This is a genomic window from Stutzerimonas kunmingensis, from assembly GCF_002929225.1.
In the GTDB taxonomy this organism is placed as follows: domain Bacteria; phylum Pseudomonadota; class Gammaproteobacteria; order Pseudomonadales; family Pseudomonadaceae; genus Stutzerimonas.
Genome location: NZ_PISM01000021.1, coordinates 350,260 through 376,263, shown reverse-complemented (window position 1 = coordinate 376,263; position 26,004 = coordinate 350,260). Strand labels below are relative to the sequence as shown.

General features: G+C 55.7%; 20 protein-coding genes and 8 pseudogenes. 15 read left to right on the top strand and 13 right to left on the bottom strand.

Going from position 1 to position 26,004, the window contains the following annotated elements; all coding sequences use genetic code 11:
* Positions 1 to 16 precede the first annotated feature (16 nt).
* The 9 genes from CW305_RS18375 to CW305_RS18330 all read left to right on the top strand — a co-directional run bounded on the left by CW305_RS18375 (position 17) and on the right by CW305_RS18330 (position 9,469).
* Positions 17 to 1,366, top strand: coding sequence for an aromatic ring-hydroxylating dioxygenase subunit alpha (locus CW305_RS18375; RefSeq protein WP_104098560.1), 1,350 nt, complete (start codon positions 17 to 19; stop codon positions 1,364 to 1,366).
* A 15-nt stretch (positions 1,367 to 1,381) separates the two neighbouring features.
* Complete coding sequence (locus CW305_RS18370; RefSeq protein ID WP_104098559.1) at positions 1,382 to 1,963, top strand: aromatic-ring-hydroxylating dioxygenase subunit beta; 582 nt, start codon at positions 1,382 to 1,384, stop codon at positions 1,961 to 1,963.
* Between the two features lie 69 nt (positions 1,964 to 2,032).
* Entirely contained in the window at positions 2,033 to 2,812 is a 780-nt protein-coding gene (gene hcaB / locus CW305_RS18365) for a 3-(cis-5,6-dihydroxycyclohexa-1,3-dien-1-yl)propanoate dehydrogenase (RefSeq protein WP_104098558.1), read from the top strand.
* A gap of 47 nt (positions 2,813 to 2,859) precedes the next feature.
* Positions 2,860 to 4,311 carry an aldehyde dehydrogenase gene (locus CW305_RS18360; RefSeq protein ID WP_104098557.1) on the top strand — a complete coding sequence of 484 codons (1,452 nt, stop codon included), beginning with the start codon at positions 2,860 to 2,862 and terminating at the stop codon, positions 4,309 to 4,311.
* Positions 4,312 to 4,338: 27 nt separating this feature from the next.
* Complete coding sequence (gene nahC, locus CW305_RS18355; RefSeq protein ID WP_104098556.1) at positions 4,339 to 5,247, top strand: 1,2-dihydroxynaphthalene dioxygenase; 909 nt, start codon at positions 4,339 to 4,341, stop codon at positions 5,245 to 5,247.
* A gap of 406 nt (positions 5,248 to 5,653) precedes the next feature.
* Positions 5,654 to 6,658, top strand: coding sequence for a dihydrodipicolinate synthase family protein (locus CW305_RS18350; RefSeq protein WP_003292061.1), 1,005 nt, complete (start codon positions 5,654 to 5,656; stop codon positions 6,656 to 6,658).
* Between the two features lie 258 nt (positions 6,659 to 6,916).
* The gene (locus tag CW305_RS18345; protein ID WP_003292062.1) at positions 6,917 to 7,585 is read left to right on the top strand and encodes a 2-hydroxychromene-2-carboxylate isomerase; all 669 of its coding nucleotides are present in this window, start codon (positions 6,917 to 6,919) and stop codon (positions 7,583 to 7,585) included.
* A 68-nt stretch (positions 7,586 to 7,653) separates the two neighbouring features.
* Entirely contained in the window at positions 7,654 to 7,773 is a 120-nt protein-coding gene (locus CW305_RS24015; protein WP_157763227.1) for an alcohol dehydrogenase catalytic domain-containing protein, read from the top strand.
* A gap of 295 nt (positions 7,774 to 8,068) precedes the next feature.
* Positions 8,069 to 9,469 carry an OmpP1/FadL family transporter gene (locus CW305_RS18330; RefSeq protein WP_104098555.1) on the top strand — a complete coding sequence of 467 codons (1,401 nt, stop codon included), beginning with the start codon at positions 8,069 to 8,071 and terminating at the stop codon, positions 9,467 to 9,469.
* A 244-nt stretch (positions 9,470 to 9,713) separates the two neighbouring features.
* Here the strand turns inward: CW305_RS18330 and CW305_RS18320 are convergent.
* From CW305_RS18320 to CW305_RS23800, 7 genes and pseudogenes are all read right to left on the bottom strand, one after another.
* A pseudogene (locus CW305_RS18320) lies at positions 9,714 to 9,845 on the bottom strand (IS5/IS1182 family transposase); the annotation flags it as partial.
* A gap of 176 nt (positions 9,846 to 10,021) precedes the next feature.
* Positions 10,022 to 10,153 (bottom strand): annotated as a pseudogene (locus CW305_RS18310) (IS5/IS1182 family transposase); the annotation flags it as partial.
* A 176-nt stretch (positions 10,154 to 10,329) separates the two neighbouring features.
* Positions 10,330 to 10,596, bottom strand: a pseudogene (locus tag CW305_RS18300) (transposase); the annotation flags it as partial.
* 44 nt (positions 10,597 to 10,640) lie between these two features.
* A pseudogene (gene tnpC / locus CW305_RS18295) lies at positions 10,641 to 12,201 on the bottom strand (IS66 family transposase).
* Positions 12,202 to 12,220: 19 nt separating this feature from the next.
* On the bottom strand, positions 12,221 to 12,580 hold the full coding sequence (tnpB, locus tag CW305_RS18290) for an IS66 family insertion sequence element accessory protein TnpB (protein ID WP_003292067.1): 360 nt from the start codon (positions 12,578 to 12,580) through the stop codon (positions 12,221 to 12,223).
* A gap of 86 nt (positions 12,581 to 12,666) precedes the next feature.
* Positions 12,667 to 12,819, bottom strand: a pseudogene (locus tag CW305_RS18285) (transposase); the annotation flags it as partial.
* Complete coding sequence (locus CW305_RS23800; RefSeq protein ID WP_238537205.1) at positions 12,816 to 12,926, bottom strand: recombinase family protein; 111 nt, start codon at positions 12,924 to 12,926, stop codon at positions 12,816 to 12,818. The gene CW305_RS23800 and the pseudogene CW305_RS18285, both read right to left, overlap by 4 nt.
* 250 nt (positions 12,927 to 13,176) lie before the next feature.
* Here CW305_RS23800 and CW305_RS18275 point away from each other — a divergent pair.
* Positions 13,177 to 14,100, top strand: a pseudogene (locus CW305_RS18275) (IS3 family transposase); the annotation flags it as partial.
* 98 nt (positions 14,101 to 14,198) lie between these two features.
* Here the strand turns inward: CW305_RS18275 and CW305_RS18270 are convergent.
* The 3 genes from CW305_RS18270 to CW305_RS18260 all read right to left on the bottom strand — a co-directional run bounded on the left by CW305_RS18270 (position 14,199) and on the right by CW305_RS18260 (position 17,308).
* Complete coding sequence (locus tag CW305_RS18270; protein ID WP_003292072.1) at positions 14,199 to 14,876, bottom strand: type 1 glutamine amidotransferase domain-containing protein; 678 nt, start codon at positions 14,874 to 14,876, stop codon at positions 14,199 to 14,201.
* 263 nt (positions 14,877 to 15,139) lie between these two features.
* Entirely contained in the window at positions 15,140 to 15,748 is a 609-nt protein-coding gene (gene gstA, locus CW305_RS18265; RefSeq protein ID WP_003292074.1) for a glutathione transferase GstA, read from the bottom strand.
* Between the two features lie 498 nt (positions 15,749 to 16,246).
* Entirely contained in the window at positions 16,247 to 17,308 is a 1,062-nt protein-coding gene (locus CW305_RS18260) for an alcohol dehydrogenase (protein WP_003292076.1), read from the bottom strand.
* Positions 17,309 to 17,513: 205 nt separating this feature from the next.
* Between CW305_RS18260 and CW305_RS18255 the strand changes: the two genes are divergently transcribed.
* The 3 genes from CW305_RS18255 to CW305_RS18245 all read left to right on the top strand — a co-directional run bounded on the left by CW305_RS18255 (position 17,514) and on the right by CW305_RS18245 (position 21,479).
* The gene (locus CW305_RS18255; RefSeq protein WP_003292078.1) at positions 17,514 to 18,422 is read left to right on the top strand and encodes a hydroxymethylglutaryl-CoA lyase; all 909 of its coding nucleotides are present in this window, start codon (positions 17,514 to 17,516) and stop codon (positions 18,420 to 18,422) included.
* A 12-nt stretch (positions 18,423 to 18,434) separates the two neighbouring features.
* On the top strand, positions 18,435 to 20,387 hold the full coding sequence (locus CW305_RS18250) for an acetoacetate--CoA ligase (protein ID WP_003292079.1): 1,953 nt from the start codon (positions 18,435 to 18,437) through the stop codon (positions 20,385 to 20,387).
* Positions 20,388 to 20,543: 156 nt separating this feature from the next.
* The gene (locus CW305_RS18245) at positions 20,544 to 21,479 is read left to right on the top strand and encodes an MBL fold metallo-hydrolase (RefSeq protein WP_003292081.1); all 936 of its coding nucleotides are present in this window, start codon (positions 20,544 to 20,546) and stop codon (positions 21,477 to 21,479) included.
* Positions 21,480 to 21,509: 30 nt separating this feature from the next.
* Here the strand turns inward: CW305_RS18245 and CW305_RS18240 are convergent, their stop codons facing one another.
* Positions 21,510 to 21,737 (bottom strand): hypothetical protein, encoded by a 228-nt coding sequence (locus CW305_RS18240; RefSeq protein ID WP_003292082.1) that lies wholly within the window; start codon positions 21,735 to 21,737, stop codon positions 21,510 to 21,512.
* Between the two features lie 122 nt (positions 21,738 to 21,859).
* Here CW305_RS18240 and CW305_RS18235 point away from each other — a divergent pair.
* Positions 21,860 to 22,381 (top strand): annotated as a pseudogene (locus CW305_RS18235) (IS5 family transposase); the annotation flags it as partial.
* 566 nt (positions 22,382 to 22,947) lie between these two features.
* Here the strand turns inward: CW305_RS18235 and CW305_RS18225 are convergent.
* Positions 22,948 to 24,366: an FAD-dependent monooxygenase gene (locus tag CW305_RS18225; protein ID WP_104098554.1), complete on the bottom strand. Its 1,419-nt coding sequence runs from the start codon at positions 24,364 to 24,366 to the stop codon at positions 22,948 to 22,950.
* Positions 24,366 to 25,346, bottom strand: a complete 981-nt coding sequence (locus tag CW305_RS18220) for an IS5-like element ISAch1 family transposase (RefSeq protein ID WP_014819624.1) — start codon at positions 25,344 to 25,346, stop codon at positions 24,366 to 24,368. The genes CW305_RS18225 and CW305_RS18220 overlap by 1 nt, the downstream gene beginning before the upstream one ends.
* Before the next feature lie 429 nt (positions 25,347 to 25,775).
* Between CW305_RS18220 and CW305_RS18215 the strand changes: the two are divergent.
* Positions 25,776 to 25,964, top strand: a pseudogene (locus CW305_RS18215) (transposase domain-containing protein); the annotation flags it as partial.
* Between the last annotated feature and the right edge of the window lie 40 nt (positions 25,965 to 26,004).

The window sequence follows — 26,004 nt, the reverse complement described above, 5'->3', positions numbered from 1 at the left end:
TTTTTTAGGTGAAAATATGAATTACAAAAATAAAACCTTGGTGACTGAATCTGGGCTGACCCAAAAACACCTGATTCATGGCGACGAAGAACTTTTCCAGCGCGAACTGGAAACCATTTTTGCTCGGAACTGGCTTTTCCTGACTCATGACAGCCTGATTCCATCCCCTGGCGACTATGTTACGGCAAAAATGGGGGTTGATGAGGTTATCGTCTCCAGGCAGAACGACGGTTCGATTCGTGCTTTCCTGAACGTTTGTCGTCACCGTGGCAAGACGCTGGTACACGCAGAAGCAGGTAATGCTAAAGGTTTCGTTTGCAGCTATCACGGCTGGGGCTTCGGCGCTAACGGTGAACTGCAGAGCGTCCCGTTTGAAAAAGAACTGTATGGCGAGGCGCTCGACAAGAAATGTATGGGATTGAAAGAAGTCGCTCGTGTAGAGAGCTTCCATGGCTTCATCTATGGTTGCTTCGATGAGGAAGCCCCTTCTCTCAAAGACTACATGGGGGACGCTGGCTGGTACCTGGAGCCTATGTTTAAGCATTCCGGAGGGCTAGAACTGATCGGTCCTCCAGGCAAGGTCATAATCAAGGCTAACTGGAAAGCGCCCGCGGAAAACTTTGCGGGGGATGCGTACCACGTGGGTTGGACGCATGCGTCTTCGCTTCGCTCAGGGCAGTCGGTCTTCTCGTCGTTAGCTGGCAACGCAGCTTTGCCCCCAGAAGGTGCAGGTCTGCAAATGACCTCCAAATACGGCAGCGGCATGGGTGTGTTGTGGGACGGATATTCAGGCGTGCACAGCGCAGACCTGGTTCCGGAATTGATGGCCTTCGGCGGTGCTAAGCAGGAACGGCTGAACAAAGAAATTGGCGAGGTTCGCGCACGAATCTATCGTAGCCACCTCAACGGCACCGTTTTCCCGAACAACAGTTTTCTGACCTGCTCGGGTGTCTTCAAGGTATGGCACCCGATCGACGCAAATACCACTGAGGTATGGACCTACGCCATGGTCGAAAAAGACATGCCCGAGGATCTCAAGCGCCGCTTGGTCGACGCGGTTCAGAGAACGTTTGGGCCTGCTGGCTTCTGGGAAAGCGACGACAACGACAATATGGAAACGGCATCGCAAAACGCCAAGAAATATCAGTCCAGAGATGGCGATCTGGTTTCCAACCTGGGTTTCGGCGGGGACGTATACGGCGACGAGGTTTATCCTGGCATCGTCGGCAAATCGGCGATTGGCGAGACCAGTTATCGTGGCTTCTATCGGGCTTACGGCGCGCACATCAGCAGCTCTAGCTGGGCTGAATTCGAGGATGTCTCTAAAAATTGGCATACCGAACTGACAAAGACTACTGATCGCTAACAGACGAGAGGGACCATGATGATTAATATTCAGGAAGACAAGCTTGTCTCCGCCCACGACGCCGAAGAGTTTCTTCGTTTCTTCAATTCCGGCGACGAGGCTTTGCAACAAGAAGCTACCACGTTGCTAACCCGGGAAGCGCATCTTTTAGACATTCAGGCTTACCGCGCCTGGTTAGAGCACTGCGTGGACTCAGAGGTGAAATATCAGATTATCTCACGCGAACTGCGCTCAGCTTCCGAGCGCCGTTACCAGCTCAATGAAACCATGAACATTTTCAACGAGAATTATGAACAACTGGAAGTTCGCGTAGCGCATCAACTGGATCCGCAAAACTGGGGCAATAGTCCAAAGGTGCGCTTTACTCGTTTCATCACAAATATCCAGGCTGCAATGGACGAAAATGAAGATTTGCTTCACATTCGCTCCAACCTCATTGTTCACCGAGCACGACGCGGCAATCAAGTCGATGTCTTCTATGCCACTCGGGAGGATAAATGGAAGCGCGGCGAAGATGGAGCGCGTAAGTTGGTCCAACGATTGATTGATTATCCAGAGCGCACATTCCAGACGCACAATGTGATGATCTTTTTGTGACCCAATAATCGCCTTTAAAAATGGTGACAGCTACAAGCTGTCCCATTGTTCAAAAGGAAATTTGTGTGTATGAGCAATCAACAAGTCGTTTCGATAACCGGTGCTGGCTCAGGAATTGGTCTCGCACTGGTTCGATCCTTTAAGTCCGCCGGTTATTGCGTATCCGCTCTCGTACAAAACGAGGAGCAAAAGGCGAGCCTTTGCAATGAGTTCAAGGACGCACTCGAGATCGTCGTGGGCGATGTCCGGGACCACGCAACAAATGAGAAGCTGATAAAGCAAACAACCGATAGATTCGGCCATCTCGATTGTTTCATTGCAAATGCCGGTATTTGGGATTACATGCTTGGCATCGAAGAGCCTTGGGAGAAAATATCGAGCAGTTTTGATGAGATATTCAACATCAATGTCAAGAGCTATTTCAGCGGTATCAGGGCCGCCCTGCAGGAACTGAAAAAGACTAGCGGATCAGTGGTGATGACCGCTTCAGTGTCGTCCCATACGGTCGGTGCTGGTGGTTCATGCTACATCGCCAGCAAACATGCGGTCCTGGGCATGATGAAGGCTTTGGCTTACGAATTGGCTCCCCACATTCGCGTCAACGCCGTTGCACCGGGCGGCACCGTGACGTCTCTGAGCGGTCCCGCAAGCGCCGGCTTCGACAAAACTCACATGAAAAACATGCCCGGTATCGAGGACATGATCAAGGGTCTAACGCCTCTTGGATTTGCAGCCAAGGCCGAAGACGTAGTGGCACCCTATTTGTTGTTGGCGTCGCGAGATCAAGGGAAATTCATTACCGGGACTGTCATTAATATAGATGGAGGGATGGCGCTCGGTCGCAAGTAGGTTTGTCGCCTATCTTGAAATAATAACTAAATTTCTGGTCAAACCGCATGAATACAAAATTGTTTATCAACAATGTCTGGGTCAATTCCAGTGACCAACAGACCTTCGAGCGAAAGCACCCCGTCAGTGGTGAGGTGATGACGGAGTGTGCAAACTCCACGGTGATGGATGCGTTAAAGGCCGCGCAAGCTGCCCAAGAGGCTTTCCAGACCTGGAAGACTGTTGGACCTTCGGAGCGTCGCCGCCTTCTGCTGAGGGTCGCTGAGGTTATGGAAAGTAAAACACCCGAGTTTATCGAAGTGATGGCCAAGGAGGTGGGAGCCTCCGCTCTTTGGGCCGGCTTCAATGTCCAGATGTCAGCCAATGTGTTCCGTGAAGCGGCATCGCTGGCTACACAAATTCAGGGGGAAACTATTCCGACAGACAAGTCTGACACGCTCTCAATGACGCTACGTCAGCCGGTCGGTCCGATCCTGAGCATCGTGCCGTGGAACGGCACCGCAGTGCTGGCGGCACGAGCCATCGCTTATCCGCTGGTCTGCGGCAACACGGTGGTATTCAAAGGTTCCGAATTTAGTCCCGCGACGCATGCCCTGATCACCCAGTGCGTGCAGGAAGCCGGGCTGCCTGCTGGCGTACTCAACTATCTCAATTCTTCGCCTGACCGTTCGCCCGAGATCGCGGACGCATTGATTTCGGCCAAGGAGATCCGCCGCATCAACTTCACGGGCTCCACCCGCGTGGGCAGTATTATCGCGCAGAAGGCCGCGCAACACCTCAAGCGCTGCCTGCTGGAGCTCGGTGGCAAGTCCCCACTTATTGTTCTGGATGACGCGGACATCGACGCAGCTGTCAAGGCAGCGGTATTCGGTAGCTTCCTGTTCCAAGGTCAGATCTGCATGTCCACTGAGCGCTTGGTGGTTGATGAGAAGATTGCCGACGAATTTGTCGCCAAATTTGCCGAAAAGACCAAGCGTTTGAGCGCGGGCGACCCATGCGTAACTGGCGACTGCATCATCGGCCCAATGGTCTCGCCAAATTCAGGCGAGCGGATCAATGGTTTGTTCAAGGACGCGATCGACAAAGGAGCCACAGTTGCCTGCGGCGGCATGGCCCAAGGTGCGGTCATGCCGGCCACGATCCTGGATCACGTCAAATCCAACATGCGGATCTACGATGAGGAGACCTTCGGTCCCATCACTGTGGTGATCCGTTGCAACGGCGAAGCAGAGGCCATTCGCATTGCCAACGACAGCGCCTATGGCCTGTCGTCGGGCGTATTTGGCCGCGACATCAACCGTGCTTTGCGCGTGGGCATGTCCATCGAATATGGTTCAGTGCACATTAACGGCTCGACTGTCCAAAACGAGGCGCAGGCTCCATACGGAGGCACTAAGAACACTGGCTACGGACGCTTCGACGGCCGTGCTGTGATCGATGAGTTCACAGAGCTCAAGTGGCTGACCATCGAGCCTTTCGAGCAGCAGTATCCCTTCTAATAAGCACTAACTCCATGGAATCAAACTATGAGTAAGCAACCTGCAGTTATTGAACTCGGATACATGGGCATCTCGGTCAAGGATCCTGATGCGTGGAAATCATTCGCCACGAATATGCTGGGCCTGCAAGTTCTTGATGAAGGTGAGAAGGACCGCTTCTATCTACGGATGGATTACTGGCATCATCGAATCGTGATCCATCATAACGGCCAGGACGACCTGGAATACCTGGGTTGGCGTGTGTCCGGAAAACCGGAGTTCGAGGCTCTCGGTCAAAAACTCATTGACGCCGGTTACGATGTTCGCGTCTGCGATAAAGCCGAGGCTCAGGAACGAATGGTGTTGGGCCTGATGAAGACAGTAGATCCAGGCGGCAACCCGACCGAGATATTCTGGGGCCCCCGGATCGACATGAACAACCCGTTCCATCCTGGCCGCCCCCTGCACGGCAAGTTTGTGACTGGTGACCAAGGCCTGGGTCATTGCATCGTTCGCCAGACCGATGTCGAAGCTGCCCACAAGTTCTATAGTCTTCTGGGATTGCGTGGGGACGTCGAATACCGGATCCCGCTGCCCAACGGCATGACTGGCGAACTAACGTTCATGCATTGCAATGGTCGGGACCACTCCATTGGGTTTGGTGCCATGCCCGCTGAAAAGAGGCTCAATCATGTGATGCTTGAGTACACCGACATAGAGGATCTGGGATACACCCATCAACAGTTTGTAAAGAACGACATTGACATTGCCTTGCAACTTGGCATTCATGCTAACGACAAGGCGCTGACGTTCTATGGCGCAACACCTTCCGGCTGGCTCATTGAGCCCGGCTGGCGAGGTGCCAAGGCCATAGACGAAGCGGAGTACTACGTTGGAGACATCTTTGGCCATGGTATCGAGACCACTGGCTACGGCATGGATGTAAAATTGAGTTAAAACTACAACCAAAGTTACAGGCGCAGGCTCTCTTCCAGATATGCGTTGGGGAAAATTACTTATGCTCCTGCAGTATTAATTTTCCCGATTTTGCTCCGGTTCACCCTCACATCGGGGCTGTAATAGATTATGCAAGGATCGTGGCGAATGAGGATGCTAGTCTCAGTCGTTCGATGCAGATCATGCATGGGGCCCAGCACTGCAAGTTCATGTTGACTTAACGAGCGACTGGCTCGTTAGTATTGATATCCGGAAGCTGTTCCTTAAACCGAACGTATAAAGGTGATTGGGCTCCAAGAGGCTACAGCTACGGTAACTCTAGATCCGTAATTTGGAGTCGGTCGCGATTGGACAACGATTCTGACTAACCTAGTTCCAGCTTTTTTACCTAACCAAGAGTGTCTCCATGTCGAATAAAACTATGAAACCAGCGCGTCTTACTGCCGAGGATATCCATGGTGTCTGGGCTATTATGCCAACGCCGGCTACTCCGGATGCTTCTAACTGGCGCAGCACTAACACAGTTGACTTAAACGAGACTGCTCGCATAGTTGAAGAACTGATTGCGGCTGGTGTCAACGGAATTTTAAGTATGGGCACTTTTGGCGAGTGCGCTACGTTGACCTGGGAGGAAAAACGTGACTATGTTTCGACGATTGTCGAAACCATTCGTGGTCGCGTGCCTTATTTCTGCGGCACCACGGCCTTGAATACCCGCGAAGTCATCCGCCAAACTCGTGAGTTTATGGATATGGGCGCCAGCGGTACCATGCTCGGTGTCCCAATGTGGGTGAAGATGGACCTGCCCACAGCGGTCCAGTTCTATCGTGATGTTGCAGAGGCGGTACCGGAGGCTGCCATTGCGATTTACGCTAACCCTGAAGCCTTCAAGTTCGACTTCCCTCGCCCCTTCTGGGCAGAAATGTCCAAAATTCCGCAGGTAGTAACTGCCAAATATCTAGGCATCGGAATGCTTGACTTGGACCTGAAATTGGCACCCAACATCCGCTTCCTTCCACACGAGGATGACTATTACGCGGCCGCACGCATCAATCCTGAGCGCATGACCGCGTTCTGGTCAAGCGGCTCCATGTGCGGCCCGGCTACCGCCATCATGTTGCGTGATGCAGTGGATCAGGCCAAGAGCAGCGGTGACTGGATCAAGGCCAAAGCCATCTCCGATGACATGCGCGCAGCCGATTCGACATTGTTTCCGCGTGGCGACTTTTCGGAGTTCTCGAAATACAACATCGGACTTGAAAAAGCACGCATGGATGCAGCTGGCTGGCTCACAGCTGGACCATGCCGTCCGCCCTATAACATCGTCCCAGAAGACTATATTGCTGGCGCCCTTAAGTCAGGCAAAGCTTGGGCCGCACTGCATGCTAAATACAGCAAGGAATTGAAGTAGTCCAACTCGATTGGTCTGGCGAAATGCTGGAAAAGACGCTGAACGATTTGAAATATATTAGATTAATCATATTTCTTGCGCTACTAGTAGGCGTCGCCAGTTCGGCAAATTTAGCTAAGACTGCTAGTCTCGCAGACTCGGGTGTGAAGTCAGGCTTTAGGAATACCGAATGAAGCCAGCATATCAAGCCGACGATGGGTGCCATCCTTGATGAGGCAACCCACTGTTGGTTGGCTTAGTTTTTTGGAGTGTTTGATTGTGATTGTTGATTTCTATTTCGACTTTTTGAGCCCTTTTTCTTACTTGGCTAACCATCGCTTGTCGAAGCTAGCCCACGATTATAGCTTTTCCATTCGCTATCACTCGATTGATTTGGCGCGAGCCAAAATCGCCATCGGAAACGTAGGCCCCTCCAATCGCGATCTGAAAGTCAAACTTGCCTATTTGATGGTGGATTTAAAACGCTGGGCCGAGCTGTACGGATTACCGTTTTTATTTCCTGCCAATTACAATAGCCAACGGATGAATGCTGGGCTCTATTACTCGGGTGCCGAAACGCAGACTGCTGCTTACGTGAATACAGTATTCAATGCAGTTTGGGGGGAAGGTATAGCTCTGGACTCGGAAAGCCTGCTTGCCCTAGTGTGCGGGACTCTAGGGTGGGATCGCGCTGCTTTCGAGGAGTTTCTCAGCAGCGACGCTGCAACAAATGCGTATGATGAGCATACCCAGGCCGCCATCGAACGTAAAGTATTCGGTGTACCAACGATGTTTTTGGGCGATCAAATGTGGTGGGGCAACGACCGTCTATTTATGCTCGAGAACACACTGAGGTGCGGCTGTAGTGCTGGAATAGCCGCCGCGGGGGAAACCGGAGTAAAACCGGTAACAGAAGGAGATGGAAATCAAAGCGGCAATAGTCCGTAAAAAAACGGCCCATTCTTATTCGGGCATGTAGCTCTTAATGAGCTGCAGAAGATCAAGTTCTCGTTATATTGGTTGCGACCGGGTTGTGTCATACGGATCTGATTTGTCGCGATCAGCATTATCCGGTTCCGCTCCCGATGGTTTTAGGGCATGAAGGGCCTGGTGTAGTTCCTGCTATTCAATCGTAAGCTTCGTGGAATCGTCGAAGATCAGTCGATTTCAGATATTTTTATTCCGAGGTTGGTAGAACTTTATCGCCAGGGGAAGTTTCTATTTGACAAGCTAATTAAGTTTTATCCTTTTGAGGAAATCAATCGAGCCGCCGAAGACTCGGAAGAAGGGGTCACGCTCAAGCCGGTGCTCCATATTGGTTGAAACGTGCTGGTAGAATTACGCGGCTCGTGTGGGCTTTTCTAAGGTTGCGGGCAGTTTGCTTTTAGTGATGTTGTATCCCAAAAACAAAATTAATAAACGGTGGAACATATGATTAAAAAAACAAATTTACTCAATAAAACAATTAGTGCTGCGATCTTGGGTATTGCGTCAAGCCATGCGGTAGCGACGGATGGTGTGTTTTTGGAGGGCTTTGGCGCGGTTTCCAGAAGCATGGGCGGTACGGCTGTTGCTCATTATGTCGGGCCCGCGTCAATGATGGTCAACCCAGCGACAATGGACTTGTCTGATGCGACAGGTGAAATACTGCTAGGGCTAGATCTGATTACCACAGATATCAGCGCCACTAATCTTGGTACAGGCGAGAAAGCGTCATCAAGTCGGCATTCTAATAATAGAGGCCCCTATGTTGCCCCTCAGCTTGCTTTTATCCGTAAAGTTTCTAACTGGACCTTTGGCGCGGGCATATTCGCACAAGCGGGGATAGGGGTCGAGTATGGGAAGGACAGTTTTTTGTCCCGCGGCGATATTGGCGGAATGGGCTATGCCGCCGATGCTGATACCGGCCTTGAGAACGCCAGTCGCTTGTTTGTACTTGACATACCTTTTGCCGTGAGTTTTAAGATTAACGATCGTCTTGTTATCGGTGGATCGCTAGATGCAAAATGGACTGGTTTGAATCTCGATTATTTGCTGGGAACGAACCAGTTGGGTAGTCTCGCCGGTGATGGGCGTGTGTCCGGTTCGCTGTTGGGCTTGATCGGCACTTTACCCGACCCGCGGGGTGTGCATTTGAGCGTTAGCCAAAACAAGGAACTTGCGAGTGGTGTCGAGGGTTGGGGATACTCGGGTAGGTTAGGTTTGCTATATAAGATTACGCCAACGACCAAGTTGGGTATCTCCTACATGCTCAAAAGCCATATGAACGATTTGAAAGGGAAGGGGACTATTACCGCGGTAGATGGCCTCATCGGTAATGTGCCTATCGAGGGCGAGGTTCGTGTTTTAGACTTTAATACCCCTGCCAAACTTGACGTGGGTCTGAGCCACCAAGTTACGGACAAATTACTCGTTGCTGTTGATGTGTCTCGCGTTTTTTGGAAGGATGCCTGGAAGGATATAAAGGTAGGGTTTTCTAGTGATGTTGGTGATGTCGACTTAAGACTTCCTCAAAATGCCAAGGATCAAACAATAGTGGCGATTGGGGCTTCGTATGCAGCTACCCCGAATTTAACAGTGCGAGCAGGTTACCGTCAGGCGACGCAGCCCTTTAATGATGAGGGATTGTTGGCGCTAGTTCCGGGTATTTTGCGGAAACACGCTTCCTTGGGATTCAGCTACCAAGTATCAAAATCGGGTAGGTTCGATGCTGCGTATTCGCATGCCTTCGAGCAAAGTATGACCAATCGATCGGCTTACAACACCTCGTCGCCCGTGAGATCGTCCATGTCGCAAGATAATTTCGTCTTAGCCTATAATTATTCATTCTGATTAAATCGCTATCGTGAGCATCTGAAGTTCGTACTAATTAATTTTAGCCGCTGTCTTTGTTGGCTCGATCTTCGGGGGCAATAGCGATCTGGTTGACTAGGATGGTCTGAAGTAGTCACGTATTTCTGGCTGACTTCAGCCCTGCCAATTTTAAAAGCGGCGATTCGTCTAAAAAACGATCGAATCATCCATTCTTTCTGGATTTTTAGCCGCCGCGAGCACCTCGCGGCGGCCATTTCCCGCATTACAGGCGCACCTCTCCTGTATTCGCCAGTAAATGTCGGCGCGCCATCCACAGGTTCGACAGGGCGAACAGCGTCACCAACTGCGCCGTGTTCTTCACCAGCCCTCGAAAGCGAACTTTGGTGTAACCAAAGTAAGCGCTCCATAAACCCACCTACCGCTAAGGACGGTCTGAAGTAGTCACGTATTTCTGGCTGACTTCAGCCCTGCCAATTTCAAAAGCGGCGATTCGTCTAAAAAACGATCGAATCATCCATTCTTTCTGGGTTTTTAGCCGCCGCGAGCACCTCGCGGCGGCCATTTCCCGCATTACAGGCGCACCTCTCCTGTATTCGCCAGTAAATGTCGGCGCGCCATCCACAGGTTCGACAGGGCGAACAGCGTCACCAACTGCGCCGTGTTCTTCACCAGCCCTCGAAAGCGAACTTTGGTGTAACCAAAGTAAGCGCTCCATAAACCCACCTACCGCTAAGGACGGTCTGAAGTAGTCACGTATTTCTGGCTGACTTCAGCCCTGCCAATTTCAAAAGCGGCGATTCGTCTAAAAAACGATCGAATCATCCATTCTTTCTGGGTTTTTAGCCGCCGCGAGCACCTCGCGGCGGCCATTTCCCGCATTACAGGCGCACCTCTCCTGTATTCGCCAGTAAATGTCGGCGCGCCATCCACAGGTTCGACAGGGCGAACAGCGTCACCAACTGCGCCGTGTTCTTCACCAGCCCTCGAAAGCGAACTTTGGTGTAACCAAACTGGCGCTTGATCACCCGAAACGGGTGCTCGACCTTCGCCCGCACCTGCGCCTTGGCCTTCTCGACCTTGCGCTTGGCTTTGTAGAGCGGGCTGCTCTTGCCAAGCTTCTTGTAAGTGCTGCGGCGTGCCGCGACGTAAGCGCTCCATAAACCCACCTACCGCTAACAAGGTTCGCAAGTCAGGATGCAGTTGCTGGCGAGCAGTTCCATGGCAGCAGTGCTTCGCAGTCGTCTACGCTGCTGGCGGTCGGCAGGCGTTCGAGGATGTGGCGCAGCCAGGCGTAAGGTTCCTGGCCGTTGGCCTTGGCGGTTTCGATCAGGCTGTAGATCTGCGCGCTGGCCCTGGCGCCTTTCGGGGTGTCGCTGAACAGCCAGTTCTTGCGGCCGATGACGAACGGGCGGATGGCGTTCTCGGCGCGGTTGTTGTCGATTGGCAGGTGGCCGCCTTCGAGGTAGCGCACCAAGCGGCTCCAGTTGCTGGCCAGGTAGTTCACCGCCTTGCCCAGGGCGGTCTGTCCGGCGACCTGTGGTTGGGTCTTGTCCAGCCAGGTCTTAAGTTGGTCGATGATCGGTCGGCTGCGCTGCTGGCGGGCGGCGAGGCGCCCGCTGTCGTCGGCTTCTTTCAGCTCACGCTCGATGCCGTAAAGCTTATTGATCAGGTTCAGCACGATGTCGGCGCGCCCGGTCTTGCCCTTGGGCTGCACCTTCTGTGCTTCGACGAACTTGCGTCGCGCATGCGCCCAGCAGGCCAGGCGTTCGATGCCCTCTTGTGCGGCCACGGCGTTGTAGCCGGCATAGTCGTCAGTCATCAGGTAGCCGCGGTAGCCTGCGAGCAGGCGCAGCGGTACTTCCTGCGCACGGCTGGATGAGTAGTCGAACAGGATCACCGGTTTGTCGGGTGGCCCACCGCTTTGCACCCACATCCAGGATTGCGTGGTGGGGTCACGACCCGGCTCATGCAGTACCTGCAGCCGGGTTTCGTCGCAGTGCAGCACCGGGTAGTCGAGCAGCCGGTCGCGCATCAGGTTGATCACGGGTTGCAGCTGTTCGCCGCACTGGATTACCCAGCGCGCCAGGGTCTGGCGAGAGATGTCGATGCCGTGCCGGCTGAGCATCCTCTCGAAGCGGTACAGCGGGATGCCGTCGGCGTACTTGGTGGCCAGCAGCATCGCCAGCACGCTGGGGCTGGCCAGGCTTTTCTCGATCAGCTGGGCTGGCTTGTCGGCGGTGACCGGTGCCGCTTCGCAGGCCTTGCAGGCATAGGTCTTGCGGATATGGCGGATCACCCGCACCTGCATCGGGATGATCTCCAGCTGCTCGCTGGTTTCTTCGCCGATGGCCTGCTTGCGGCAGCCGCACTCGCAGGTCAGCGCGTGCTCGGGCAGTTCGTGAATGACGTCAATACGCGGTAGCTTGGCCGGCAGCGGCTTGCGCTTGCCACGGCGCTTGAGCGGCACCATAACCTCTTCTGCCTCAGCTCCATCACCGCCTGGCTCGTCAGTGCAAGCACCCTCTTCGACCAGCTCTTCGGCCTCGTTGAACATGGCCAACTGCGGCGAGTCGCGCATCCTCGGGGCTGCGCTCTGACTTCGGCGAGAACAGTTTGTGGCGCAGCAGAGCGACCTGTTCCTGAAGTTGACTGATTTTGTTCAGATCAGATTGACGTGCCAGCAACACTTGCGACAGCAACTGTTTGAGCGCGTCGGGATCGTCAGGAAGGGTATCGGGCACGGCAATCATGGCCGTGGATTATACCGGCTCAGGCCACGTAACGCGGCGTCAGGACTTGATGAGGGCGGTTTCGCCAGAGGTCGATGCCGTCGAGCAGCCAGTTCAATTCGTCGACCGTCAGCTCGATGGGCTCATCGCCGGCATCGGGCTTGGTCTTGAAGCGCTCGGCCTCTAGGCGTTTGAGCCACAGGCAGAAACCATTACGCTCCCAATAGAGGATCTTCACCTGGTTGCGGCTGCGATTGAGGAACACGAACAGTACCGGGTTGAACACTTCCACCTTTATATCCAACTCGACGAGTGCCGCCAGGCCGTTGATGGATTTACGAAAGTCGACAGGCTTGGGATAGAGATAGACCTTCTGCACCTTGGCGTCGGGACGCATCATGGCAGCTGCTCCTGAAAAGAAATCAGGAGCGCAGCATCGTCTGGCTATCGGTTCGTTTGAAGATGGGGTTTATGGAGCGCTTACTAACCAAACTGGCGCTTGATCACCCGAAACGGGTGCTCGACCTTGGCCCGCACCTGCGCCTTGGCCTTCTCGACCTTGCGCTTGGCTTTGTAGAGCGGGCTGCTCTTGCCAAGCTTTTTGTAAGTATTGCGGCGTGCCGCGACCTGCCAGATCACCCATAGGGCGCCGTCGAGAGCACATTGACACTGCCGCGCTTCGCGCCATGAAGCTTGCCGCGACGATTGCGCTCCATGATCTTGGCGCGCTCGTATTCAGCGATCATGCCCTGCATCTGCAGCAACAGCGCCTCTTCCGGGGTCGCGCCGATGGCGTGATTGAGGAATCACGACCTCGACGCCGAACGCCGACAGTTCCTCGATGAGAAGAACCTGGTGCGCGTACTTTCGCGATAGGCGGTCCGGTGACAGCACGTAGAGACGCTCGATCAAGCCGAGTGCCGCAATCGATACGACCGGCAGTGATCTTGCGCAGCCCGCTTGCACATTGGTTGGCAACGGGGGAAGCTCATTAAGGAAAAAAGCCACCGCCTTCTTTGCCCGCGAGCTGAAGTAACGTATCGCCTGGTTCGGCAGCTGCAACAGAAGGCTTATTCGGTGGCGTATGTCTGTCGGCTGCTGGGGGTCAGCCGATCGGGGTTCTACGAGGCAAACAGGCGTGCCGACACGCCAGCATCGGTTTGCCCCGTGACCGTGCAGCTCAAAGCGTCGTTTGATGCGAGTGGCGGCTGCTATGGGAGCCGTCCGTTACGTAAAGCGTTGCGCGCCAAGGGTATGGAAATCGGCGTTTATAAAATTCGTCGCTTGATGCGTGCCAACGGCCTGCGTTCGGCTTGGAAGCGTAAGTTTGTGCACACGACCGATAGCAAGCACGACCTGCCAGTTGCCGACAATGTACTGAATCGTCAATTCGAGCCTGAGGCGGTAAACAAGGCCTGGGTAGCGGACATTACCTACATCCGGACCCGCAGCGGCTGGCTGTACCTGGCTGTGGTATTGGATTTGTTCTCACGCAAGATCGTGGGTTGGTCCATGGCCCCGAACATGCCTGCCGAGCTGGTGTGTAGTGCAATGCAGCTGGCAATTGCTCAGCGTCAACCGCCACCTGGCCTGATCGCCCACTCGGATCGCGGTAGCCAGTACGCCAGCGCAAGCTACAGAGCGTTGCTGGCGCGAAATGACATGCAGCAAAGCATGAGCCGTAAAGGTAACTGCTGGGACAACTCAGTGATGGAACGCTTTTTTCTGAGTTTGAAAATGGAGCGGGTATGGCGCCGCGACTACGCCAATCACGCAGAAGCGATACGTGACATCGTGGAATACATCGTTGGGTTTTACAACAACGAGCGGCTGCACTCGAAACTGGGATATCTGCCACCGACCGTTTACGAGCGGGCGATGGCGTCGAAACCACCTATCGAGGTGTCCGGAATTAGTTGACCACTACAACATTCATTGGAGCGCCGTCGCCGGATGCGCAACTCCTTCGAGGGCGGAGAAAGGCACAGGCCAGACTGTCAAGTTTGAACCGCCAGAGATCATCGCAGCATTTTCAACACTTCATGTGCGACTTCCTCCGATGAGGCAGGGTTCTGGCCGGTAACAAGATTTCCGTCCACTACAGCAAAGGGGAGCCAGTCGGGTCCTTTGGAATAGTCACCGCCGTGTTTTTTCAACTCGTCCTCTACCAGGAATGGCACGACATTAGTCAATTGGACTGCGGCCTCTTCGCTATTGGAGAAACCGGTCACCCGTTTGCCTTGGACTATCGGGCTCCCATCCGGTTTGCGGGCATACCGCAACACGCCAGGCGCATGACAGACCGCGGAAACCGGTTTGCCGGCGGCATACATTGCCTCGATCAGCGCGACCGAGTCGGCATCCCCAGACAGGTCCCACAGCGGCCCGTGCCCACCGGGATAGAAAACTGCGTCGTACTCATCCGCTCTGATGGCTGAAAGCCTCGAGGTGTTGGCAAGGGCCGCCTGTGTTTCTTTGTCCTGCTTGAAACGAGCGGTTGCTGCAGTTTGAAAGTCCGGCTCTTCGCTCTTCGGGTCGAGTGGGGGGTGCCCACCTTTCGGGGAGGCTAGCGTGATTTCCGCGCCAGCATCCTTGAGGACATAATAGGGTGCTGCAAACTCCTCCAACCAGAAGCCTGTTTTCTTGCCGGTGTCACCCAACGTGTCATGGGACGTCAATACGATCAATATCTTCATGATTTCCCTCATTGTTAAAATGTGGCCTCTCGCTAAGTGCGCAAGACGCGTATCCGGTAATGATCAAATGGATACTTTTAGTTAACGGATACATTTCTACGGTGAGCGAGTCTGAATCTACACAGACAGGTTTGTCTTTGTGGGCATGGCTGTGGGCGCAAACTGTCGCGCCCACAGCCGTGTCCAACCATATTTTTCCTCTACATCGCCACAGGTCTAACTTGCGGGGCTTCGCCCTCACAGAAGGCGTGCTCTGAAATCCGTCAGCTAACCAGCCCCTCGGCTTTCAACGTTGCGTGCACGGCCGGCCGAGCGGCAACGCGGCTGACATAGCTGGTCAGCACTGGCCAAGGTGAAAGATCAACCGCTGCCCACTGCCCCCAGCCTAGGACGGTAAACAGATAGGCGTCAGCTGACGTGAAGGTGTCACCCATCAGATACTGTTTGCCGTCGAGTTTCTTTGACACGTAGTCAAAACGCCGGGCAAGCAGGTCTTTCATCTGCGTTTTCCATTCCTCCGGCGCGTTCGGGTTGAATAGCGGGGCAAACGCTTTGTGCAGCTCGGTGGAAATGAAGTTGAGCCACTCCTGCAGCCGGTAACGCTCCATCGTGTCAGCGGGCGGCGTGAGTTTCTTCTCCGGCACGCGGTCGGCCAGGTACTGGATGATGGCCGACCCTTCGGTCAGCACCTCACCGTCCTTCAGCACCAATGCTGGCACGTAGCCATTCGGGTTGATGGCGGTGTAATCGCCACCGCTTTCGGTCTTCTTGGTGGCGAGGTCGACCTTTTCCGTCTCGAAGGAAAATCCCCCCTCATTGAGGACGATATGAGGGGACAGGGAACAGGCTCCCGGGCTGTAGTAAAGCTTCATCGTTGCTTCTCCTTTGGGTCATGCTACAAATTGCAGCCCTACGCGGGGCCGCCGCAAACTGCCACGCGGCGCTGGTTTCTCCGGTGACAAGCCGAGTCACTACTCGGCAATAAAAAAACTCACCAGGCGATTGAAGGTCGCGGCATGCTGGTTTTCGTCCAATGGCCGCAGTGACCGAAGACATACTACGGGACGCGATCAATCAGCTCAAACAGGCGATAAGAACTCGAGAGGAGAATCACGCGATCCTCTCGCCCCTGGGCAATCAAGGTCTCCTTGCTGTTGAATGTCCGACTCGTCACTCGCCAGCATGTCCATCCCGCGTTGGCGCGGCGGCGGGAACATGCTCGCAAACGCTTCCTGGTAGAGATGCCCACCTCATGGCTCCGGCGGGCACGGTCGTCGGTCACCAGCGCGCTGCTCAAGTTCTCCAGAAATACGACTGCCAATACTCGCCTGCGCGGCAGGCGCACCCTATCGCTACCCCAAGAGCCGTATTCAAGGCCGGATCAGCATCTTCATGGCACCATCCGTTTTCTCGTGGAATGTCTTGAACGCGTCGTCCACTTGATCCAGCTTGAACTGATGCGAGAACAGGGTTGCCGGATTCACCACTCCAGTCTCCATCATCCTCAAGGCTTCCCACATGTAAGGCTGAGCGTTGGCGAAACCATTCATGTGCAGCGTGATGTTGCGTAGAAACACATCAGCCAGATTGAGGTTGAACTTGTCATCGCAGAACACGCCGATAGCAACCACCGTCCCGCCGGGGCGTACCAGGTCGAGGCACATCTGCAAGGCTTCGGGATAGCCAACCACTTCGATCACCTTGTCGAAGCCGCGGCCGCCCGTTTCGGCGAGGGCCTTCTCCTTCCAGCCTTCCTCGCTTGCATTGATCGCGACCGCACCCTGCTTGCGGGTGTATTCCAGGCGGTGGGCGATCTTGTCCAGCGCGACCATCCGGCCTGGGGCGCGCTGCATGGCGATGTCGAGGGTCATCAACCCCGTCGGACCGCAGCCCACCAGCGCCACGGTTTCCCCGGGCTGAATATCCGCGAGGCGATTGGCGATCACCGCCGTAGGCAGGTTGCAAGACAGCGTGAGTGCAGCCTCGTCGGGAATCTCCTTGGGCACCTTGATCGTGTGCGTATCGGCGTAGGGGAGCACCAGCGCCTCGGCGTGGGTGCCGTTCAGATTGCCGAAGGGAAGCCCAAAGCCATAAACGGCATTGTGCGTGGTCTCGCAATGCGCCGTCTGACCCACCTCGCACATATAGCAGTGACCGCAGGAGGCCGAATAGGCCATGCTGACTCGGTCGCCGGGCTTGAACCGCCCGACTGCCCTGCCCACCTGCACCACTTCTCCGACGAGTTCATGGCCGGTCTGGGATACCCCTTTCTCCATGATGGGGTCCAGCGCTCCGCGATACAGGTGCAGGTCCGAACCGCAAATGGAGGTGGCGACTACTCTCACCAGCATTTCGTGATCGGCCTTGATCGCAGCATCAGGCACCTGGGTGCAGCGGATGTCCTGCGGTCCGTAATAGACGGCTGCCTTCATATTTTTCTCCTTGTTACTTTTGTTGTTGTTAGCGAGTAGGCAAGCCAGGCATCGGCCTAGACCCGCCATCACTGGACGAGCGCAGCATAGGAGATCCACTTGCTGACCAACAGATGTGATGTTCGATAACCGCACACTTTCAATAGCCGCCCGGACCGCCGGGCGCCGCTATACTCTTCGACATGCTTGGCTGCCGGAGATAACGATGCCCCTACCCCACCACGTACGCCTGGTTGAAGTCGGCCCACGGGACGGACTGCAGAATGAGCGCCACCCGATCAGCGTGACGGATCGCGTCCGGCTGGTGAACGATCTGACGGAGGCCGGCGTCAGCCATATCGAGACCGGCAGCTTCGTCTCGCCGAAGTGGGTGCCGCAGATGGCTGATTCCGCAACGGTGTTCGCCGGCATCCAACGCAGTCCTGGCGTGCGTTACACCGCGCTGGTACCCAATCTGCAGGGTCTGCAGGCAGCTATCGGCGCCGGCGTGACGGAAGTGGCGGTATTCGCCGCCGCTTCGGAGGGCTTCTCCCAACGCAACATCAACTGCTCGATCAGCGAGAGCCTGCAGCGCTTCGCACCGGTCATGGCTGCAGCCGAGCGCCAGGACATCCGTGTACGCGGCTACATTTCCTGTGTGCTGGGTTGCCCGTATGACGGCGCCGTCGCTCCGAGCCAGGTCGCCAGCATCGCCGCCGAGCTGATCGCCATGGGCTGCTATGAAGTATCCCTCGGTGACACCATCGGCGTGGGAGTGGCCAGCGCCACCAGCCGACTGATCGACCGGGTCGCCGCACAGGTGCCCCGGCGGCAGCTGGCGGGGCATTTCCATGATACCTACGGGCAGGCATTGAGCAACATCTATGCCGCCTTGCTGGAAGGCGTCAGCGTATTCGACAGCTCGGTCGCCGGGCTCGGTGGTTGCCCCTATGCCCCTGGCGCCAGCGGTAATGTCGCCAGTGAGGATGTGCTGTACATGCTGCAGGGCATGGGCATCGACACTGGTGTCGATTTGCAACGACTGGTTGCGGCCGGCCAGCGCATTTGTGATGTGTTAGGCCGTCCCAACGGCTCCAAGGTAGCCCATGCCCTGCTGGCCCACGAACAGGAGTAAGGAGAAATGGCCATGCCACAACCGCTATGGTCACCGAGCAGAGATGCCGTCGCTCGGAGCCGCATGGAAGCCTTCCGCATCCAGGTGAATCAGCGCTGCGGGTTGCACCTAGCGGGCTATGACGAGCTGCATGATTGGAGCATTCATGAGCGCGCCGACTTCTGGCAGGCGTTGGCGGATTTCTTTGCGGTCGAGTTCCACACCCCCGCCCAGCAGGTGCTTGAGGAAGGCCCTGCCATGCCGGATGCATGCTGGTTTCGCGGTGCCACACTGAATTATGCGGCCCATTTGTTACGGCGCAAGGATGACCAGCCGGCATTGATCAGCATCAGCGAAGCCGGCGTGCACGAGCAACTGAGTTTTGCCGAACTGAATGCCCATGTGGCTGGCTTGCAGCGCAGCCTGGAAGCTGCCGGCATCATGCCCGGCGACCGTGTTGCCGCCATCCTGCCCAACGGGTGGCAAGCGATAGTCGCCATGCTTGCCACCACCAGCCTGGGTGCGGTGTGGTCATCCTGCTCGCCGGACTTCGGCGCGCAGGGTGTTATTGACCGTTTTGGCCAGATCGAACCCAAGGTCTTGATCGCCTGCAGCGGTTATCACTATGCCGGCAAGTCCATCGATCTGACCGACCGGCTCACCGAAGTGCTGCGCCAACTACCTACGGTCGAGCAACTGATCCTCGTGCCGGGCCCGGCCGGGGCTCAGGGACCGCATCCCGACTGTATCCAGGCGGTTCAGCATTGGGCGGAGTTCTATCAGCCCGGTGGCGCACCGCAGTTCCGCGCTCTGCCCTTCGATCACCCCTTGTATATCCTGTATTCCAGCGGCACCACCGGCGCGCCCAAATGCATTGTCCATCGCAGCGGCGGTGTTCTGTTGCAGCACCTCAAGGAGCTTGGCCTGCATACCGACCTGCAAGCCAGTGACCGGCTGTTCTACTACACCACCTGCGGCTGGATGATGTGGAACTGGCTGGCCTCCGGCCTGGCGGTCGGCGCCACACTGGTGCTCTACGATGGCTCGCCGTTTCATCCGCATGAATCCCGGCTGATCGACCTGATCGACGCCGAGGGCATCAATGCCTTCGGTGTCAGCGCCCGGTATCTCGCTGCCCTGGAAAAGGCCGGCATACAACCGGCACGCAGCCACCGCCTGGGCAGTCTGCGCAGCATTCTCTCCACCGGCTCGCCGCTGTCCCCGGAGAGCTTCGACTATGTCTATCGCGACATCAAAAGCGATCTGCGCCTGTCCTCCATCTCCGGCGGTACCGATATCGTCTCCTGCTTCGCCCTCGGCAACCCACTGCTGCCGGTCTGGCGTGGCGAATTGCAGGGCCCGGGCCTGGGCATGGCCGTGGAGGTATGGAACGAGGCCGGCCAACGGGTAGTCGGAGAGAAAGGCGAGCTGGTCTGTACCCGGCATTTTCCGTCCATGCCGTTGGGGTTCTGGAACGACAGCGACGGTAGCCGCTACCGCGCCGCCTACTTCGAACGCTTCCCCGGCATCTGGGCGCATGGGGACTATGCCGAGCGGACCGAGCATGGCGGGCTGATCATCCATGGCCGTTCGGATGCGGTGCTCAACCCGGGCGGCGTACGCATCGGCACGGCGGAAATCTACCGGCAGGTGGAACGTATCGAGGAGGTGCTGGAATCGGTCGCCATCGGCCAGCAATGGCAGGACGATGTGCGGGTAGTGCTGTTCGTACTGTTACGCGACGGCGTGGAATTGGATGAGGGGCTGCAACAACTGATCAGATCGGCAATCCGCCAACACGCCACACCGCGCCATGTGCCGGCACGCATTCTGGCGGTAAAGGACATACCGCGCACACGCAGCGGCAAGATAGTGGAACTGGCCGTGCGCAATGTAGTGCACGGCCAGCCAGTGCGAAATACCGAGGGATTAGCCAACCCGGAGGCGCTGGAGGAGTTTCGCGACCGGGTTGAGTTACGGGAGTAATGAGCCTGCCTCTCTGTTTTCATCACTAACGTTGATTCGCGCTTATATCGCCGATACACTCGTTCATGATTATTATTCATCAAACCGGGAATATAATTCATGTCCACGTTACGCACCCTATACCGGTTCGCTGCAGCGGTCGGCTGTGCGAGCCTCATGAACGGCATCGCATTATCGCCGGTGACCGCAGAGCCGGTCGCCACACAGCCGCAGCAGGTCGCCGGTTACTATCGGATGAATATGGGCGATCTAGAGGTCACCGCTTTGTATGACGGCTATGTTCGTCTTGATCCGGAATGGCTGCAGGGGATCAGCACCGAGAGTCTGGATAGCCTGCTGGATGCGATGTTCATCGATGCCGAAAGCGGCATACAGACAGCTGTAAATGGATACCTCATCAATACGGGCAATAATCTGATTCTGGTGGATGCCGGGGCGGCAGCATGTTTCGGTTCGACCATGGGCTTTCTGAAAGAAAACCTCCAGGCATCGGGTTACACGACGGAGCAGGTCGACACTGTTCTTCTTACGCATCTTCATCCTGATCACTCCTGCGGTCTGGCAGATGCTGAAGGTGCCGCAGTGTTTCCCAATGCAACCATTCATATTCCCCAGGCTGAAGCGGAATTCTGGCTGGATACCTCATTGGATGATGTCGCCGAAGCCGACCAGCCGTTCTTCAATATGGCGCGTGCAGCAGTGGCGCCATATGTTGAGGAAAAACTCCAGCGTTTCAAAACCGATATTCTCCCCGGTGTGGAAAGTGTGCCCAGCCACGGTCACACCCCGGGACATACCGGTTATCTTTTCCGCGCTGGTGATGACAACTTGATGGTCTGGGGCGACGTGCTGCATAACCATGCAGTACAGTTCAAGCATCCTGAGGTGGTCATAGAGGCTGACTGGGACAAGGAACAAGCCCGATCTTCCAGAATGAGGATGCTGGCTCTCAGTTCCGAGGAAAAATTCTGGGTGGCTGGCGCGCATCTCCCCTTCCCCGGTCTGGGGCATGTACGGGGCACAGGCAACGGCTATTCGTGGGTACCCGCAGAGTTTTCGCCAGTCGAAGTAGACTCGGCATCGGCGCCATAACAAGCAAAGCGGCCGGGCTGCCGAATCTCATCATTGCTGGAATAACGCATCCAGCGTTATATCGAGCAGCGCTTTTTGTAAGGAAGGCTCATCCGAGCCTTCCAGAGCGGTACTCTCCACACTGACAGCAAAAGTCAGTGCACCAAGGGCGGACATCCAGAGCAACTGAGCGGTGTCCTTCGGACAGAATTTGAGCAAGCCTTGCGCGTGAAATTGCCGTAAATCCTCTGCCAATCCTTCCAGGGTTTCGCTCACCATGCTGGGCGGGCTCCCTGCCATGATCTGCTGAATAACAATACGGCACATGTTGGGCTCTGAACTCTGAAGAAGACTTCCTGATTTGGCAAAATGCCCAGACTCTCCACCCGCCCGAGTTTCCGATGAAACAGATCACTTTCGCCGACGCCGAGTACGCCGGTAAGCGCAAGCAGACCCGCAAGGAATTGTTCCTGATCGAGATGGATCGGGTTGTGCCATGGAAGGGTTTGATTGCCTTGATCGAGCCGCATTACCCCAAGGGCGAAGGCGGCCGACCCGCCTATCCGCTGATGGCGATGCTGCGCGTACATCTGATGCAAAACTGGTTCGGCTACAGCGATCCGGCGATGGAAGAAGCGCTGTACGAGACCACCATCCTGCGTCAGTTCGCCGGGTTGAGCTTGGAGCGCATTCCTGACGAGACCACCATCCTCAATTTCCGCCGGCTGCTGGAGAAGCATGAGTTGGCGGCCGGTATCCTTGGCATGATCAATGGCTACCTGGGAGATCGCGGCCTGTCGCTGCGCCAAGGCACCATCGTCGATGCCACGCTGATCAATGTGCCGAGTTCGACCAAGAACAAGGACGGCAAACGCGACCCGGAGATGCACCAGACCAAGAAGGGTAACCAATATTACTTCGGCAGTGCGACCCGAAAGTCGCATGGGTTTCTGTTCCGCAGGTTAACGCCCGACGGAACCGACTGTTCCACCACTCGTTCCCTACCCAGACAGGCGTGGCCGGTAACAGCCGGGTCTGAAGCTCTGGGACAATGTTACCGCCGATATTTCGGTAGGTCGAACCGCGAGGCCAGACTGAATCTGCCAGCATCAAGGCGGAGATTAGCTAGGGATGAGCGGGTACGGCTAACACAAGTGAACCTCATATAAACGTCGTCATAGTGTCGAGCCTGCTGGAAATGACCTGAACCGGGCACCGGTTGCGTGATGCAACCGGCCATTCACGATGCTCTGCGAGCGCCCAAGTCGGCGTTCGGATGCCAAGGAGCTGCACTTTCGAATCCTGGCTCAGTCCGGATGAGTGTTTTTAGAGGTGCCCCAAGAGGCTTAGGCCATCAAGACCCAGGATGGTAAAGATTTCCACAACTCGCTTCCCGGTTAATCGCAATGCTGCTCCGCTTAGGTGAGTAGCATTGCACCACAGGTCTTCTACGGTAAATTACATTCCGAGGTGACGTAGAAAGCCCGCATCACAACCAGGTGCCGCCCTGGCGTTCATCCGGCTCGTTGAGATCGCTAGCATCGAAGCCGTGGATCCAATCGAGGTGATGCACCATGGCATCATGAGATGCAAGACGTGCATCGCGCCGATCCCTCTCTTCACCCGGTGGCAAGTGCAACATATCGCCAGTGGTCACGGACGCATACACAACTTTGCGCGCCCGGCCACGACGCAGTCGCTCGTAACGTTCAAAGGTTTCTGCAATCGACGCGGAACCCGCAGCGGCAATGCAGTCAGCAAGGACCACGGCATCCTCGATCGACTGGTTGGCACCCTGTCCATGGTGCGGTACTAGGGAATGTGCAGCATCACCGAGCAGCGTTACCCGACCTTTGCTCCAGCGGCCAAGGGGCATACGATAAACCATTCCCCATCGCTGATTTACTGTCTTCAAGGTGTTCGAAGCGATCATCTCGACGAGAGCAGGATGCCAGTCCTTGAAGAGGCGTAGCTGTTCACCGTCGTCTGTAGGCGCAGTCGACTGTTTTAGTGGCCAAGTCGTCGGAGTGCGCTCTACGAGAAAGAAATTGATGTCTCCTTTTCTGTCTCCGCCGATCGGGTAGTGAAGACAGTGGCCGGACTCACCCATCCAGAATTGAATAGCGGTCGGATCAGGCATGCTCGGTATTTTATCGATTGGAACAATCCCACGAAATGCTGTGTACCCCGCGTATATGTAATCTTCATAGCCGAGCATCAAATTCCGTACGGTGGAACGCATCCCGTCAGCACCGATGACTATATCGGCTTCCGCTTTGCTGCCATCCTTAAAATGTAACACTACCTGTTCGCCAGTGTCATCGATATTTACTAGGCGTTTATTCAGGTGGATGCGTTCCATACCCACCTTGGTGGAGAGGATTCGTTGCAACTCGGCCCGGTGGATGCCGAGATATGGGCCGCCGAAAAGGTCTCGATACGCCAGCCCGCCGGCGTGCCTGCCGATTTCACGGCCAGTCTTTCCGTCCCGGTAGATCAAAGCAGAGATTTCAAACGCAGCCTCGTCAAACTCCTCGCCCAAACCCCAGTGGTTATAATAAAAACGCGTGGCATTGGCGGATAATGCGACCGCGGCACCCACCTCACGCAACTCCTCCGCTTGCTCGTATATATCAACGTCGATACCGTGGTGGCGCATCGCAATCGCAAAGGTCAAGCCACCGATGCCGCCACCGACCACAGCAATGCGGCGTATTTTATTGGTTTCTTTTTCATTCATAATTATTATCTCTTTCTTATAAGGATGGTCTGAAGTAGTCACGTATTTCTGGCTGACTTCAGCCCTGCCAATTTTAAAAGCGGCGATTCGTCTAAAAAACGATCGAATCATCCATTTTTTCTGGATTTTTAGCCGCCGCGAGCACCTCGCGCCGGCCATTTCCCACATTACAGGCGCACCTCTCCTGTATTCGCCAGTAAATGTCGGCGCGCCATCCACAGGTTCGACAGGGCGAACAGCGTCACTAACTGCGCCGTGTTCTTCACCAGCCCTCGAAAGCGAACTTTGGTGTAACCAAACTGGCGCTTGATCACCCGAAACGGGTGCTCGACCTTCGCCCGCACCTGCGCCTTGGCCTTCTCGACCTTGCGCTTGGCTTTGTAGAGCGGGCTGCTCTTGCCAAGCTTCTTGTAAGTGCTGCGGCGTGCCGCGACCTGCCAGATCACCGCCCGGCCTTCATGTTCGGAGCGCTTTTCGACGCCCGTGTAGCCGGCATCGGCGCAAACGACGTTTTCGTCGCCGTGCAGTAACTTGTCGACCTGAGTGACATCCGCCACGTTGGCTGGCGTACCGACTACGCTGTGTACCAGACCCGACTCATCATCCACTCCGATGTGGGCCTTCATGCCGAAGTAATATTGGTTACCCTTCTTGGTCTGGTGCATCTCCGGGTCGCGTTTGCCGTCCTTGTTCTTGGTCGAACTCGGCGCATTGATCAGCGTGGCATCGACGATGGTGCCTTGGCGCAGCGACAGGCCGCGATCTCCCAGGTAGCCATTGATCACGCCAAGGATACCGGCCGCCAACTCACGCTTCTCCAGCAGCCGGCGGAAATTGAGGATGGTGGTCTCGTCCGGAATGCGCTCCAGTCTCAACCCGGCGAACTGACGCAGGATGGTGGTCTCGTACAGCGCTTCCTCCATCGCCGGATCGCTGTAGCCGAACCAGTTTTGCATCAGATGTACGCGCAGCATCGCCATCAGCGGATAGGCGGGTCGGCCGCCTTCGCCCTTGGGGTAATACGGCTCGATCAAGGCAATCAAACCCTTCCATGGCACAACCCGATCCATCTCGATCAGGAACAATTCCTTGCGGGTCTGCTTGCGCTTACCGGCGTACTCGGCGTCGGCGAAGGTCATCTGCTTCATCGGAAACTCGGGCGGGTGGAGAGTCTGGGCATTTTGCCAAATCAGGAAGTCTTCTTCAGAGTTTCCTTAACAGGGGCGGTGAGTTGCAGCGTCTCATGCCGTGGCGTGAGAGCCCGCTCTGACCACGCTCCCATTAATGATGCCGTTGGGTGAAAAATAGAGAAGGCTGTTATATAAGTAAATAAGCGAATTTGTATAGATATCATCGCCGGCATGAATATTGAGGGGAAAGTATGCAGCTGCATGTGTCAAGGCCGATGTAAAACTGACCCACCTGGGCTAACGTCGCGGCCTTGTCGAGGCTGCTTATGTTGATTAGAACGAGCAGCATCCGCACAGCGCTTTGAAATATCGCTCGCCGAGGGAATTCAGGCGCTTGGCAGTAGCATCAACGGGGAGTTGGTGTCCGGTTTGGTAGGGGCAAGTCCATCGAACTGGTTGTTTGCCGGGTCGCTACGCAGCGGCAAACGAGCGGCGGCGATCATGAGCCTGATCCAGTCGGCCCGCATGAACGGACATGATCCGTATGCCTATCTCAAGGACGTGCTGACACGACTGCCTACGCAGCGGGCCAGTAAGATCGGCCAACTGCTGCCGCATCAGTGGGTACCTGCCTGAATCACGCAAGGTGAGTTCGGCGTACGCTTACGTATCGATC

What these genes read in the sequence shown, in the direction of transcription:
- tnpB (WP_003292067.1), bottom strand. Translation starts at nt 12,580, where the DNA reads ATGATGCGTCCCGACGCCAAGGTGCAGAAGGTCTATCTCTATCCCAAG.
- CW305_RS18225 (WP_104098554.1), bottom strand. Translation starts at nt 24,366, where the DNA reads ATGTGGGAAATGGCCGGCGCGAGGTGCTCGCGGCGGCTAAAAATCCAG.
- CW305_RS18260 (WP_003292076.1), bottom strand. Translation starts at nt 17,308, where the DNA reads ATGAAGGCAGCCGTCTATTACGGACCGCAGGACATCCGCTGCACCCAG.
- gstA (WP_003292074.1), bottom strand. Translation starts at nt 15,748, where the DNA reads ATGAAGCTTTACTACAGCCCGGGAGCCTGTTCCCTGTCCCCTCATATC.
- CW305_RS18270 (WP_003292072.1), bottom strand. Translation starts at nt 14,876, where the DNA reads ATGAAGATATTGATCGTATTGACGTCCCATGACACGTTGGGTGACACC.
- CW305_RS23800 (WP_238537205.1), bottom strand. Translation starts at nt 12,926, where the DNA reads ATGATCGCTGAATACGAGCGCGCCAAGATCATGGAGCGCAATCGTCGC.
- CW305_RS18375 (WP_104098560.1), top strand. Translation starts at nt 17, where the DNA reads ATGAATTACAAAAATAAAACCTTGGTGACTGAATCTGGGCTGACCCAA.
- CW305_RS18245 (WP_003292081.1), top strand. Translation starts at nt 20,544, where the DNA reads ATGAACGGCATCGCATTATCGCCGGTGACCGCAGAGCCGGTCGCCACA.
- nahC (WP_104098556.1), top strand. Translation starts at nt 4,339, where the DNA reads ATGAGTAAGCAACCTGCAGTTATTGAACTCGGATACATGGGCATCTCG.
- CW305_RS18240 (WP_003292082.1), bottom strand. Translation starts at nt 21,737, where the DNA reads ATGGTGAGCGAAACCCTGGAAGGATTGGCAGAGGATTTACGGCAATTT.
- CW305_RS18330 (WP_104098555.1), top strand. Translation starts at nt 8,069, where the DNA reads ATGATTAAAAAAACAAATTTACTCAATAAAACAATTAGTGCTGCGATC.
- CW305_RS18360 (WP_104098557.1), top strand. Translation starts at nt 2,860, where the DNA reads ATGAATACAAAATTGTTTATCAACAATGTCTGGGTCAATTCCAGTGAC.
- CW305_RS18250 (WP_003292079.1), top strand. Translation starts at nt 18,435, where the DNA reads ATGCCACAACCGCTATGGTCACCGAGCAGAGATGCCGTCGCTCGGAGC.
- CW305_RS18220 (WP_014819624.1), bottom strand. Translation starts at nt 25,346, where the DNA reads ATGAAGCAGATGACCTTCGCCGACGCCGAGTACGCCGGTAAGCGCAAG.
- CW305_RS18350 (WP_003292061.1), top strand. Translation starts at nt 5,654, where the DNA reads ATGTCGAATAAAACTATGAAACCAGCGCGTCTTACTGCCGAGGATATC.
- CW305_RS18255 (WP_003292078.1), top strand. Translation starts at nt 17,514, where the DNA reads ATGCCCCTACCCCACCACGTACGCCTGGTTGAAGTCGGCCCACGGGAC.
- CW305_RS18370 (WP_104098559.1), top strand. Translation starts at nt 1,382, where the DNA reads ATGATGATTAATATTCAGGAAGACAAGCTTGTCTCCGCCCACGACGCC.
- hcaB (WP_104098558.1), top strand. Translation starts at nt 2,033, where the DNA reads ATGAGCAATCAACAAGTCGTTTCGATAACCGGTGCTGGCTCAGGAATT.